Here is a 12,259-nt window from a genome sequence, read left to right as displayed (position 1 = left end):
TTGCTATTATGTAGAAAAAGCAAGGGATTTTCTAATGCGTGGAAATATTTTCCGTCTATTCTACTGAGCACAAGAGAAAGGAGATGATATTTCAATAGTTTATGGAGGAACTTCTCTAAACAGAATGATTTGCTATATCGTTTTTTTATTGTTTTTTTGCTGTGCCCACTTTCGATATTCAGAAGGATATAGCCCAGTACTTTTTTTGAAGTCTCTTGAAAAACGACCAGCATTACTATATCCAACAGCCAGAGCAATTTGCTCAATTGGAAAATCGGTGGAGCAAAGGAGATTTTCTCCCTGAGATAAACGCCGCTGTTGAATATATTCCGTAATGGTGCAGCAATAAACCTGCTTAAATGTAATTTTCAACTTTGTTGTTCCCATGCAGGCAATGCGCGATAGTTTATCTAAAAGAATTTCTCTGTTGTAATGATCGTTGATATACGCAGCGACATTTTCAAGAGATTTTATATCCTGTGATGAAATACGAACTTTCTCTTTTTCTGGACTTTTTTTGTTATGTTCGACAATCAAAGCTACTGCTTCAAAGACTTTACTTTGAAAGAATAGTTTTGCTGCCATTCCATCTCCATTATAATTCCAGACTTTGCGTAACAGAGAAACCATTTCAGGAAAATTATTTGTTTGATCAATTTCTCGAAATGCTTCATCTGGATTTATATATTCATCTGGAAATGCTTCTTTTAGATACTTTTCATAGTAAGCAGGCATAATCTCTATACCAATCGTCCGAATTGGTATATTTTTATGAAAAAGTGCCTTGTATGGGTGCTGGCCTCCAAAGAATGTTTTTATACATCCTGCGGTAAGGCGCCGGTAAGGCATGATTTCTTCACCAGATACAGATTCGTAATAGGTGATGCTTAGGCTCTCCGGCCAGTTTAGACTTTCCTGATCGAAAAATTCATCCTCGTAAAAATAGAAATCATGTATTTTGATATTAAATAGGTTTTTTTCACCATATATCCAATAAATTCCCTCTCCAAATGATTTGGGCAAACAATAAAAGTTCCCAATAGAGCTAAATTTTCCATTTGGTGGCATTTCCTGAAAACCGCTTTTTATCAACATAGTATTAAATTGAGCAGCAATATCGGACATAATCATCCTCCTCAGACACATTAGACATACTTTCAGACACATAAGACGACAATAGACTGAATGTGTTGCGAAAGCAAATCAGTTCATGTATAGTTTTTTTTGGCAGTTAGCTAAAACTAATCAAAGCCTACCACATTGATTTTAGAAAGTCAAATGTGGAATATACAAAATGGAGGAACAAAAAATGTCTAACACGAAATCCGGTCTTTCTGTCAAAGACCTTATCGTAACAGGTGTCTTTTCCGCAATTATCTTTATCTGTATCAGCCTTAGCGGTGGTGTGTTTATGATGATGCCAGCACTTACTTTCTACTACCCTGTCGGTGCTGCTCTGCTTGCTGGTCCAGTGTATTTGCTTATGATTGCTAAAGTACCAAAGAGAGGACCTGCTTTTATTGCAAGTGCGCTTATGGCAATCTTTTGCTTTATAACAGGTATGCACATTGGAATGACAATCGGTTATTTAATTGGTGGAGTACTTGCGGAAATTGTTGCACACATTGCAAATTATAAAAGCAAAAAAATGAATATTCTTTCGTATGTATTCTTTTGCTTGGGCGGAACTGGTACATATATTGCATATTTTATTAACCCGCAAACATGGGTAAACACTATGTTAGAAAAAGGAACGACACAGGAATATCTTGATAGTATGCTTGCATCTACCGATTGGATCGTACTTGTAACAATGTTGATCGGAACAATAGTGATTGCTTTGTTTAGCGGTTTTGTTGGAAGCAAGCTATTAAAGAAACAGTTTGAAAGAGCGGGTATCACAGCATGAATATACAGTACACAAAAATTCATAGTGGATTATGTAGGTTTGATCCCCGTACAAAAATCATATTACTTGCAATTACTGTATTTGCCGCAACGATAGCTCCATCGTTGCGGCATGTATGGGTATTGGTGTTATTTATCACACTATTTGGATGTACATGCGGGAAAATCAAACGTTCTTTAGGCCATCTGATTTTTTTTGCTATATTTTATTCACTAACTCTTTATGTTCTCTCTCTTGAAACGGGTGTTGTATATACGATGTTTGTTGCATGGATGGGGCTTTTCTATAAAGTGTATCCTTGTGCAATGCTCGCTGGAATTATACTGTCTACAACGAGCGTAAATGAATTTCTTACAGCGATGAATAAAGCACATGTTTCCAAAGGAATATACATTCCGTTGGCGGTTATGTTGCGATATCTTCCAACAATTCGGGAAGATTGGCACTTCATCAAAGACGGTATGCGATTAAGAGATATATCGCTTTCTTTTCAGAGCTTTATTCGTTGCCCTGGAATGACAATCGAGTGTTTGTATGTTCCGCTTTTAATGACTGCGTCTAAGGCGGCTGATGAACTTGCAATTGCATCTGTGACAAGAGGCATCGAAAATCCTCATTCACGAACATGCCTGATTCAAATCAAATTTAGAATACAGGATATTTTGTTAATAATTTGTTTCCTGTTTCTTTTGGTGCTGAACGCAGTCGAGATTGGAGGTGCGGTATGATCCAATTTAAAAATGTTGGCTTTACCTATGCAGGGACAACCGCTTCCGAAATCGGAGTAAAACATATTGACCTATTTGTAGAAACAGGAGAATGCGTTTTACTTTGCGGTCGTTCTGGGTGTGGTAAAACAACAATTACAAAATTAATTAATGGACTTATCCCTAATTATTTTCCTGGCAAGTTAAATGGCGACATACAAGTTGATGACCTGAAGGTTTTTGAAACACCTACATATCAACTTGCTGAAAAAATCGGATCTGTATTTCAAAATCCGAGGACCCAGTTCTTTAATGTGGATGTGGACAGTGAGATCGCATTTGGAATAGAAAATGCGGCTGTCCCACCGGAGGAATTGCATCGTAGACTTGAAAATACTCTTGATGTCTTACATATCCGTCATTTGCAGGGACGAAATATATTTGAATTATCCGGGGGCGAAAAACAAAAAGTTGCCTTTGCGTCTGTGTATGCAATGAACCCGGATATTTATCTGTTGGATGAGCCATCTTCTAACTTGGATATGGCTTCAATAGCGGACTTAAAAAAATATCTGCAAATACTGAAGAAAGAGGGCAAAACAATTCTAATTGCTGAACACCGCCTTTATTATCTTCTTGATATAGCAGATCGCATTGTGTATTTGTCAGAAGGGGAAATCGGGGCAATTTGGACGTCAGAAGAACTTAAGATACTCTCGGATATTGAAAGAAAGAATATGGGGCTGCGCGCTGTGGCGTTAGAAACTGTGTATCCCACTGTTTCAAATGTTCCAATTCAAAAACCTGTACTGGAAATACAAGATGTATCACTGTTTTACAAAAAACAGACGATTATCAGTCACATCTCAATGCAGGCTTTTAAAGGTGAAATCATTGGCGTTGTCGGATGCAATGGAGCTGGGAAAACGACATTCCTTCGTGCTTTATGTGGGTTGCATAAAGGATCCACAGGGAAATTCTTGTGGCAAGGCAATGCACAAAATGAAAAGGAACGCATGAAGCGATCTTTTATGGTTATGCAGGATGTTAACTACGAATTGTTTGCAGATAGTGTAGAAGCTGAATGTACGTTTGGAATCAGAAACACTGATCCTGCGCTGGTGAAAAGAGCATTAGATGATTTGGGCCTTCTTTCTGTCCGTAAACGGCATCCAAACACACTTTCCGGAGGACAAAAGCAGCGGGTTGCTGTAGCCGTTAGTATGATATGCGGTAAGGAATTGGTGGTTTTTGATGAACCAACTTCGGGTCTTGATTATGACAGCATGGAGCAAGTTAGCAAATTGATTCAGAACCTTGCAAAAGATAAAGTCATATTTGTTGTCACTCACGATTATGAATTTGTCTGCCAAACATGCTCGCGTCTGATTCGCTTTGATCATCACGCTTTGGCAGATGATCTTCCCGTTTGTATAGAAAACAAGGAAAGAATTTATGCACTTATGGAACAGGGGGAGAAAAAGTGATATGGAGCAGAAACAAGAAAACCCAATAAAACTTCTTTTGTCATGGTCGGGGAAAAGTAAACGGTATCTTTTTGCGTCCGTCGCCTGTGCTTTTGCAAGCGGCTTATTTGTAATAGGGCCGTATATTGGCATTTATAACCTTATGGATGCGATTTTATCCGAAAATATAACACAACGGTTATTGGTGAATAATATCGTATTGATTTCTGCAACAACTATCCTGCGTATGATTACTTTGGCTTGTTCAGGCGTTCTTTCTCATAAAGGAGCTTATGGTGCATTATATCGTGTACGTTGTATGATAGTGGAACATTTGGCAAAAGTTCCTTTAGGCGTACTGGATGATCGCAGCACGGGAGAAATCAAAACTGTTTTAAATGAGGATATTGAAAAACTGGAACTATGCCTTGCTCATAATATTCCAGAGTTGGTAAGTTATCTCACTGGTCCGATAGTCATTTTTATTTATTTAATGACAGTAAACATTCCATTAGCGATAATTTCTTTGATTCCCCTTCCGATTGCAGGAATTGTTATGATACATCTTTTTAAGGGTATGTCAAGTATCATGCATGATTCAAACCAATCTCTTATTGCATTTAATTCGATTATGATTGAGTACATTCGCGGAATGCGGTTAATTAAAGCCTATAATATGGGAAGTAAATCGTTCAAAAAATTCTCGGATGCAATTAAAGAGGAAAACAGAGTATGGAATTTGATTTCGCGTAAAATGGGACCTCCCTTTGCAATTTTTATTATTATTCTGGAATGTGGAATGGTTCTTTTGGTTCCTATTGGTGGAATGCTGTTTTTAAGAAATTCTATCACTTCCAGTGTGTTTTTGCTTTTCGCTTATGTTGGTTCTCTATATTTAACTGAGCTACTTCCACTTCAGCAGTTAGGAACAACCTTTGCACAGGCATTGAATGGAGTTACTAAGACAAAGGAAATACTGGAGTTGCCTGTTTATGAAAGCGATGGGGATTTTCCTGCACATTGTGATATTGCTGTTAAAAACATTTCCTTTTCATATGATGGGAAAAAGAATGTTCTGGAGAATTGCAGTTTGTATGTAGCTGAAGGAGAGAAAATAGCTCTGATCGGTGTTTCCGGTGCTGGTAAAAGCACAGTCATTGAGCTGATCTCCCGATTTTACGATGTGCAGGAAGGTCAGGTATTGATCGGCGGTATAAATGTAAAAAACATAAACTATGAAAAATTGCTTCAAAACATATCCATTGTATTTCAAAAGACGTTTTTGACCCGCGACAGTGTTTTGGAGAATATCCGTATGGGCAGTAACGCCACTCTGGAAGAAGTGAGGGCAGCCGCAAAAGAGGCACAGATTGACGATTTCATTATGTCTTTGCCAAATGGATATGATACGAAAGTAGGCAGTTTCGGCTCCCGTTTCTCTGGCGGAGAAAAACAAAGGATAGCGATTGCAAGAGCTATTTTGAAAAACGCTCCTATTCTGATATTGGACGAAGCCACAAGTGCAGCCGATCCCGAAAATCAGTTGGAAATAGATCGGGCAATTGAGAATCTTTGCAAAGGGAAAACCGTTTTGATTGTCGCACATCGTTTGGGTGCAGTTAAAATGTGTGATAAAGTGGCAATTGTCGAAAATCACACGATAACCGATGCAGGCACCCATGAAGAAGTCCTTTCCAGAAATAATTATTATAGAAAGGCATGGAGCGATTACAATGCTTCAAGAAAAATCGTCTATGGCGGGAAAGGAGATGAAGCATAATGAAAGAAACAGGGCCATTACATAAAAATATCCACTTTAATATAGGAGTGATATTTACGGTTATTGAAGGTTTTCTTTCTGGATGCAGTTATATAATGATTTACCTAGTCATTCAGATCCTGCTCGGCAAGAAAACAACTACAACAGACATCTTAACGATCACAGGAATTCTGTGCGTAATCTATGTTTTGCGAGTGCTTATTTACAGTATAGGTTATACACAGAACCAAATCGGCGGGGCTGCCGTTTCAAAAAATCTTCGCCTTTTCCTTGGAGATAAATTTAAGAGGATTCCTCTCTTTCGCTTCACACATGGGCAGGTGGGGCAATATGTAAATACAATGACATGCGATGTAAATGGTTATGAACAAATATTGACGCACAAGGTAAGTAACTTGACCAAAAATATTGCTCTGGCCGTTATGGTTATTGTATTTATCTGTTATTTGTATCTGCCCGCAGGAGGGATCCTTTTGCTCTCTACTTCCATGCTGATTCCTGAAATGTGGCTTTCTTTCCGAACGGTAAAAAAGTATGGAACCAGAAAAAATAAGGTTTCATCTGAAACAGTAAGCAGTATTGTGGAATATATAGAAGGTATTCAGACGTTTCGTGCATACGGCGTGGCTGGCACAAAAAATAAGGCAACCACAGAAGCAATGCAATTGTTCAGTCAGGTCAGCTTTGAATATGAAGCGCATGGTATTCCCATAAACTTTGCTTTTAACATTATTAACTGGCTTATGGTTCCCTTTATTATGTTTATTGGGATTTCTCCGTGGATGGCAGGAGAAATTCAGACGATTGATTTTCTGCTTTTATGTATGCTCCCTATGTTGCTGGCAAAGCTAATCGGGGCAATTTCAGTAGATTTGTTTAGCTACAAAAACCTTGTGATTTCAAAAAACAATATTTTAAAAGTAATCCATGAGCCAGAAGAAAACGGCAGTACAGAACCGTTCACAGTTAAGAATTATGAGATTGTTTTTGATAATGTGGACTTCTCCTATATTCCTGGCGAAGCAGTTTTGAAGGAAACTTCCTTTATAATTCCAAATCAGAAATTGACTGCAATTGTTGGTGACTCCGGTTCCGGTAAATCCACCATCCTGAACCTGATCGCCAAATACTATGAGACGACTGGCGGCGAAATCCGTATCGGCGGTAAGCCAATCAGTCATATATCCGCCGAGCGTGTGTTGGAACAAATCTCGATGGTAGATCAGGATGTATTTCTCTTTGATGATACCATTCGCGAGAACATACGTCATGCCCGCCCCAATGCTACGGACGAGGAAATTGAGGCTGCCTGCCGGGAGGCCAACTGCGACGGTTTCATCCGCAAGATGGAAAAGGGATATGATACACCAACCGGCGAGAACGGAAACTTTCTCTCTGGCGGTGAGCGTCAGCGGATTTCAATCGCTCGCGCCATCCTAAAAAATAGCCCAATTCTGCTTTTGGATGAAGCAACAGCATCTCTTGACATCGAGAACGAGCTGGCAGTAAAGCAGGCTATCGCCAATCTGCTGAAAGAGAAAAAGACTGTGGTAATGATTGCCCATACCCTTTCCATCGTCAAAAATGCAGATCAGATCCTTGTGGTATCTGATGGAAAGATTGCTGAAGCCGGTACTCACGATGAATTGCTGGCGAAAGGCGGAAAGTATGCAGCCATGTGGAACGCCGAACATAAATTATCTGCATAAGGGAGGTCTTAATGAAACTTCATGCGTCCGGGGAGGACTATCTGGAAACCATCCTTGTTCTCCAAAAGAAACTCGGTATGGTACGCTCCGTAGACGTGGCTCGGCACATGGAGGTGTCAAAGCCAAGTGTATGCCATGCGGTGGCGACTTTGCAGAATGGCGGCTTTCTTACAATGGATGAAGATCACTTTCTCCATTTGACCGATGTGGGCCGCGAGGTTGCCGAAAAGATTTATGAACGTCATTGCTTCTTTACGGAACAGCTTATCGAAGCAGGTGTTGATCCTGAAACTGCAGAAGTTGATGCCTGCCGGATAGAACATGTAATCAGTAATGAAAGTTTTGAACGGTTGAAAGAAGCCGCCTTTAGAAATCAGGAAAACAAGATTTCTGCCCTGTCAAAAGAGATAAAGGATAAGCCCACCGAATAAAAAAAACGGTGTTTCGGTGGGCGGATTCATCATGCCTGATTACACATCTTCCCTCTGAACCCGTTTTGGGTTTGGAGGGATTTTTTATGTGCTGGTCTGCTTCAGCCGCCCCGCTGCTTATTCAAAGCAGCAACTACCTACATAATTTCATACAGGAATGAGGATAGCCTCTCAAAAAAATCTTCTGCTGTTGGTGGCACTCTCACGCCCCTAATGTAGAAGTTTTAGCTCTACAACATAGTTCTTATTTTTCTCACTGCCGCAAAGGTTTAACAGCCTTTGCGGTTTTTTGTTTGTCGATATTTGTCGGCAAAAAGGACAAGCCTTCTTCCGGTATTGGCTGCCGTTCTCCGCCCTTTCCAATCTGAATGTTCAAACAAATCAGATTGGAGGTAAGGAAAATGGCATATAACCATGGAAAAGCAGAGCGCAAATGGAAGCTCTGGAAAGAGAAAGAAGAAAAGATTTTAAGAGACAGCGGTGTTTCTGAAGATATAATTGAAACAATCCGTCTCTATGACCGTCAGGCATTTAATTCAGACAGACGCTATTATGAGCGTGTGCAGGAGACAGGTACATATCTGGATACCGTAGCAGCATCCACAGATCAGGCAGAACCGAAAACAGTACAGGACTTCCTGGATCATATTGAAAATCAGGAATTGTATCATGTACTGATTACAGTGGACAGGCTTACCCTTCAGATCGTTCTGATGAAGATCCAAGGGTATAGCACTCATGAAATAGCCAGGTATCTGAAGATTACCGAAAAGGCGGTTTACAGGCGTATGGACAGACTGAAAGAAAAAATCAAAAAAATATTTTAATATGAGGGGAAATTCATAGTTTCCCATTGGCGACAGGGTGAGAGGACGAAATCCTCCACCCTGTTTTCCTTTGTGTGGCGTAAACAGGGTTGTTCCTTGACAACCGAATAGTCATTCGCCAAATACTTCCTCTTTGTGATTGTGATGAGCATAAGCGTGCGGAGCAGTACGCCAAGACCTGCCGACAAGCAAATAGCGATGAAAGGTGGTGAGCGAGCCTATACTGACTCCAAATATCGGGTAGCCCCCGGTTTCGCCATAACCCACAAAGAGCATAATGGTACTCCCGTCCAGTCACAGTCCGAGCGGTATCCAATCCGCCGCAGGCAATGAGGGCGGCTCTGGCAGACCGTCAGTTGGGGTGAAACTCCCGTGGAGTCAGTTCGCTGCTGACCGTTTGGCGACTTCCCTGCGCTTTTGCGCATTTGCATTTCGGGGTGTCGAGGACAAATAGAAATGCCATGATCATAAAGCCAGATATAAGGTTATCAATGAGAACAGAGCTTTGTTTTATATGCTCCCGACCTCAAAAAGCCTTTCGTCTGGCTTATTACATAGACAGAAACCGTATGTCAAATATAGATTGGAGGGCATTCAAATGAAAAGAACTGTCAGGCGTGGAGATATTTACTACGCAAAACTTGATCCGCATATCGGCTCTGAACAGGGCGGCACAAGACCTGTCCTCATTCTTTCCAATGATACAGGAAACAGGTTCAGCCCTACGGTCATTGTTGCTGCCATTACGAGCCGAGTACGAAAGAAAACGAAGCTGCCGACACATTACTATTTAGAAGATGTTGACGGGCTTCCCGAAAATTCCATTATTCTCTTTGAACAGGTGCGCACGATTGACAAAAGCCGTCTCAAAGAGAAGGTAACACAGCTTGATAAACAATCTATGGAAAAGATTGTTTTACCCCTGTTTATCAGCATGGGCGCAGAAAAAGAGCTGAAAGCAGAAAGGAGGATTTCTCATGTTTGAGGATAGAATTGCAGCATTAAATAAGGATACAGAAGCTATGCCGAGTATTCCATATGAGAAAAGAATTTATACAGTAGATGAGATCCAGGACATTTTAGGCATCGGCAGGAATTCTGCCTATAATCTTGTGAAATCCGGCGTATTCCACAGTGTCCGTATCGGCGGCAATATCCGTATTTCAAAAAAGAGCTTTGACGATTGGCTTGATAAACAGATGGATACTTGTCAAGTGTGAAAAATCCCTTGAACTGTCGGATTTGCACATTTCACTTTTTCTCCGATTTTCCCTACTATATAGCCAAGCAGAGATGCTTGGCTATATAGCATACCCTAACGGCTGACGAGCCGAAAAAATATGAATCGGAGGAAAATACAATGAAAAAGAAAAGCATGTCCGTGCGAGAAATGCGTCGGCTTCTTGGGCTTGGTAAGACGGAATCATACTGGCTCGTGAAAAAGAACTATTTTGATACGGTCATCATCGCCGGTAAGATGCGTGTGATGATCGAGAGCTTTGAAAACTGGTACGCCAACCAGCTTCATTATAAGAAAATAATTGGTGAAGCACCGGGAAAGAATTGGACATCCATCACAATGTCAATTCAGGAAACTGCCCGCTTACTTGGGATTGCTGAAGGAACCCTATATGACTTAATGAAGAAGAAACCGTTCAAAACCGTAAAGGTTGGGATGTATACCCGTATTTACATAGATAGCTTCGAGGATTGGTACAATTCGCAATCTCACTATAAGAAAGTTATCAAAAATGAGGAGGTGGCAGCATGTTTGAAGATCGCATCGCTGAATTAAATGGAGTTTCAAAAACTGCTCCGAATAAGAAAAGCTATACTGTTGCAGAAATTCGGCAAATTCTTGGAATAAGCCGCCCCACTGCATATAAGCTGATAAATCAGAATGTGTTTCAGAGTGTTCGATTGAATCGTGGCATCAGAATCGTAAAAAGCAGTTTTGATGCATGGCTCGAAACAAGAGAATAAGGAGGTGTTTTGCATGGCATCTATTGTTAAGAGAAAAAACCGCTATTCTGTGGTTTACAGCTATACGGATGAAAACGGTGTAAAGAGGCAAAAATGGGAAACCTTTGCCACTAATGCCGAAGCAAAAAAGCGCAAAGTGCAGGTTGAATTTGAACAGGAGACAGGTACTTTTATTACCCCTTCCGCTAAGACGGTCAGTGATCTTCTGGAAGAATACATGTCTATTTATGGTGTGAATACCTGGGCATTATCGACCTATGAAGCAAGGCGAAGCCTGATCTTCAATTATATTACTCCGCTGATTGGAGATATTAAACTGGAAGATCTGACACCGAGAACTATGGACAAATTCTATCAGAGCTTATTATCGGTCAAGGCAAAGGTGGTAAATAACCGCAGGCCGAACAATGAATATCTCACGCCTCATACGGTCAGAGAGATTCATAAGCTGCTCCGCAATGCCTTTAATCAGGCAGTAAAATGGGAACTGATGTCAAGGAATCCTGTTCTTAATGCTACCCTTCCAAAAGAAGAACATAAAGAGCGTGCAATCTGGACAGCAGAAACACTGTTCAAAGCATTGGAAGTTTGTGACGATGACAATCTGGCATTGGCACTGAATCTTGCTTTTTCCTGCTCATTGCGAATGGGTGAGCTTCTCGGACTGACCTGGGACTGTATCGACATTTCAGAGGACAGCATAAAAAATGGATGTGCCTACATCTTTGTCAACAAAGAGCTTCAGCGTGTTAATCGTAATGCGTTGGAACAGCTGGGTGAAAAAGGAGTTGTCTTTAAATTCCCGCCTGCGCTGGCAAGTACACACACAGCGCTGGTGCTGAAAGAACCGAAAACAAAAACCAGTATCCGAAAGATATTTCTTCCGAAAACAGTTGCGGAAATGCTTGCTGATCGACGTGAGGAAATTGAAAACTACAAGGCACTGTTTGGAGACGAATACTTGGACTTTAATCTCGTATTCGCTTCTTCCTGCGGCAGACCGATTGAAGGACAGGTTATCAATCGAGCTTTAGGAAAGCTGATCAAAGATCACGACTTGCCGCCTGTCGTATTTCACAGTTTCAGACATTCAAGTATCACTTATAAGCTGAAACTCAACGGTGGCGATATGAAATCCGTACAGGGGGATTCCGGCCACGCACAGGTCAAGATGGTAGCCGATGTGTATTCTCATATCATAGACGAGGACAGACGTTTAAATGCGCAACGATTTGAGGAGCAGTTCTACCAGAGCAAATCAACCCCAGCAGTTGAAGAACCGGAGGAAACAACCGAACCTAAAGAAACACAGACTGAACAGGAGCTGCTTCAGAAACTTCTTGCCAATCCAGAAATGGCAGCCCTTTTGAAATCACTGGCGAAAACCATATGACACTGAGGAGCCGTTGCAAATGGATGAGTAATCATCTATGGAGCAATGGCTCCT

The 12,259-nt window shown here is 40.9% G+C and carries 13 protein-coding genes and 1 pseudogene; 13 read left to right on the top strand and 1 reads right to left on the bottom strand.

Going from position 1 to position 12,259, the window contains the following annotated elements; translation table 11 throughout:
- Positions 1 to 132: 132 nt before the first annotated feature.
- The gene (locus G4D54_04455; protein QJA01725.1) at positions 133 to 1,125 is read right to left on the bottom strand and encodes a helix-turn-helix transcriptional regulator; all 993 of its coding nucleotides are present in this window, start codon (positions 1,123 to 1,125) and stop codon (positions 133 to 135) included.
- 184 nt (positions 1,126 to 1,309) lie between these two features.
- On the opposite strand from G4D54_04455, the gene G4D54_04450 reads away from it, so the two are divergent.
- From G4D54_04450 to G4D54_04390, 13 genes and pseudogenes are all read left to right on the top strand, one after another.
- A complete protein-coding gene (locus G4D54_04450; protein QJA01724.1) occupies positions 1,310 to 1,909 on the top strand; it encodes an MptD family putative ECF transporter S component in 600 nt (199 codons plus the stop codon).
- Positions 1,906 to 2,637, top strand: coding sequence for an energy-coupling factor transporter transmembrane protein EcfT (locus tag G4D54_04445; protein ID QJA01723.1), 732 nt, complete (start codon positions 1,906 to 1,908; stop codon positions 2,635 to 2,637). Before G4D54_04450 ends, G4D54_04445 begins: the two co-directional genes overlap by 4 nt.
- Entirely contained in the window at positions 2,634 to 4,103 is a 1,470-nt protein-coding gene (locus tag G4D54_04440; GenBank protein QJA01722.1) for an ABC transporter ATP-binding protein, read from the top strand. Before G4D54_04445 ends, G4D54_04440 begins: the two co-directional genes overlap by 4 nt.
- A gap of 1 nt (position 4,104) precedes the next feature.
- On the top strand, positions 4,105 to 5,862 hold the full coding sequence (locus G4D54_04435; GenBank protein QJA01721.1) for an ABC transporter ATP-binding protein: 1,758 nt from the start codon (positions 4,105 to 4,107) through the stop codon (positions 5,860 to 5,862).
- Positions 5,862 to 7,571, top strand: coding sequence for an ABC transporter ATP-binding protein (locus G4D54_04430; protein QJA01720.1), 1,710 nt, complete (start codon positions 5,862 to 5,864; stop codon positions 7,569 to 7,571). Before G4D54_04435 ends, G4D54_04430 begins: the two co-directional genes overlap by 1 nt.
- 11 nt (positions 7,572 to 7,582) lie before the next feature.
- Positions 7,583 to 8,002, top strand: a complete 420-nt coding sequence (locus G4D54_04425; GenBank protein ID QJA01719.1) for a metal-dependent transcriptional regulator — start codon at positions 7,583 to 7,585, stop codon at positions 8,000 to 8,002.
- Between the two features lie 401 nt (positions 8,003 to 8,403).
- Complete coding sequence (locus G4D54_04420) at positions 8,404 to 8,829, top strand: sigma-70 family RNA polymerase sigma factor (protein QJA01718.1); 426 nt, start codon at positions 8,404 to 8,406, stop codon at positions 8,827 to 8,829.
- 198 nt (positions 8,830 to 9,027) lie between these two features.
- Positions 9,028 to 9,294, top strand: a pseudogene (locus tag G4D54_04415) (hypothetical protein).
- Positions 9,295 to 9,427: 133 nt separating this feature from the next.
- Positions 9,428 to 9,814 carry a type II toxin-antitoxin system PemK/MazF family toxin gene (locus G4D54_04410; GenBank protein ID QJA01717.1) on the top strand — a complete coding sequence of 129 codons (387 nt, stop codon included), beginning with the start codon at positions 9,428 to 9,430 and terminating at the stop codon, positions 9,812 to 9,814.
- Positions 9,807 to 10,049: a helix-turn-helix domain-containing protein gene (locus tag G4D54_04405; GenBank protein QJA01716.1), complete on the top strand. Its 243-nt coding sequence runs from the start codon at positions 9,807 to 9,809 to the stop codon at positions 10,047 to 10,049. Before G4D54_04410 ends, G4D54_04405 begins: the two co-directional genes overlap by 8 nt.
- A 140-nt stretch (positions 10,050 to 10,189) precedes the next feature.
- Entirely contained in the window at positions 10,190 to 10,624 is a 435-nt protein-coding gene (locus G4D54_04400; GenBank protein ID QJA01715.1) for a helix-turn-helix domain-containing protein, read from the top strand.
- Complete coding sequence (locus G4D54_04395; GenBank protein ID QJA01714.1) at positions 10,597 to 10,812, top strand: helix-turn-helix domain-containing protein; 216 nt, start codon at positions 10,597 to 10,599, stop codon at positions 10,810 to 10,812. The genes G4D54_04400 and G4D54_04395 overlap by 28 nt, the downstream gene beginning before the upstream one ends.
- A gap of 13 nt (positions 10,813 to 10,825) precedes the next feature.
- Complete coding sequence (locus tag G4D54_04390; GenBank protein QJA01713.1) at positions 10,826 to 12,205, top strand: site-specific integrase; 1,380 nt, start codon at positions 10,826 to 10,828, stop codon at positions 12,203 to 12,205.
- Positions 12,206 to 12,259 lie beyond the last annotated feature (54 nt).

It is taken from the genome of [Clostridium] innocuum, from assembly GCA_012317185.1.
Taxonomy (GTDB): domain Bacteria; phylum Bacillota_I; class Bacilli_A; order Erysipelotrichales; family Erysipelotrichaceae; genus Clostridium_AQ; species Clostridium_AQ innocuum.
Note: the sequence above shows the minus strand (reverse complement) of the source record. Positions and strands in the feature narration are given on the sequence as shown.

Coding starts and splice junctions, on each gene's coding strand:
- G4D54_04405 (QJA01716.1), top strand. CDS start 9,807: ATGTTTGAGGATAGAATTGCAGCATTAAATAAGGATACAGAAGCTATG.
- G4D54_04435 (QJA01721.1), top strand. CDS start 4,105: ATGGAGCAGAAACAAGAAAACCCAATAAAACTTCTTTTGTCATGGTCG.
- G4D54_04440 (QJA01722.1), top strand. CDS start 2,634: ATGATCCAATTTAAAAATGTTGGCTTTACCTATGCAGGGACAACCGCT.
- G4D54_04455 (QJA01725.1), bottom strand. CDS start 1,125: ATGTCCGATATTGCTGCTCAATTTAATACTATGTTGATAAAAAGCGGT.
- G4D54_04410 (QJA01717.1), top strand. CDS start 9,428: ATGAAAAGAACTGTCAGGCGTGGAGATATTTACTACGCAAAACTTGAT.
- G4D54_04430 (QJA01720.1), top strand. CDS start 5,862: ATGAAAGAAACAGGGCCATTACATAAAAATATCCACTTTAATATAGGA.
- G4D54_04390 (QJA01713.1), top strand. CDS start 10,826: ATGGCATCTATTGTTAAGAGAAAAAACCGCTATTCTGTGGTTTACAGC.
- G4D54_04445 (QJA01723.1), top strand. CDS start 1,906: ATGAATATACAGTACACAAAAATTCATAGTGGATTATGTAGGTTTGAT.
- G4D54_04420 (QJA01718.1), top strand. CDS start 8,404: ATGGCATATAACCATGGAAAAGCAGAGCGCAAATGGAAGCTCTGGAAA.
- G4D54_04400 (QJA01715.1), top strand. CDS start 10,190: ATGAAAAAGAAAAGCATGTCCGTGCGAGAAATGCGTCGGCTTCTTGGG.
- G4D54_04395 (QJA01714.1), top strand. CDS start 10,597: ATGTTTGAAGATCGCATCGCTGAATTAAATGGAGTTTCAAAAACTGCT.
- G4D54_04425 (QJA01719.1), top strand. CDS start 7,583: ATGAAACTTCATGCGTCCGGGGAGGACTATCTGGAAACCATCCTTGTT.
- G4D54_04450 (QJA01724.1), top strand. CDS start 1,310: ATGTCTAACACGAAATCCGGTCTTTCTGTCAAAGACCTTATCGTAACA.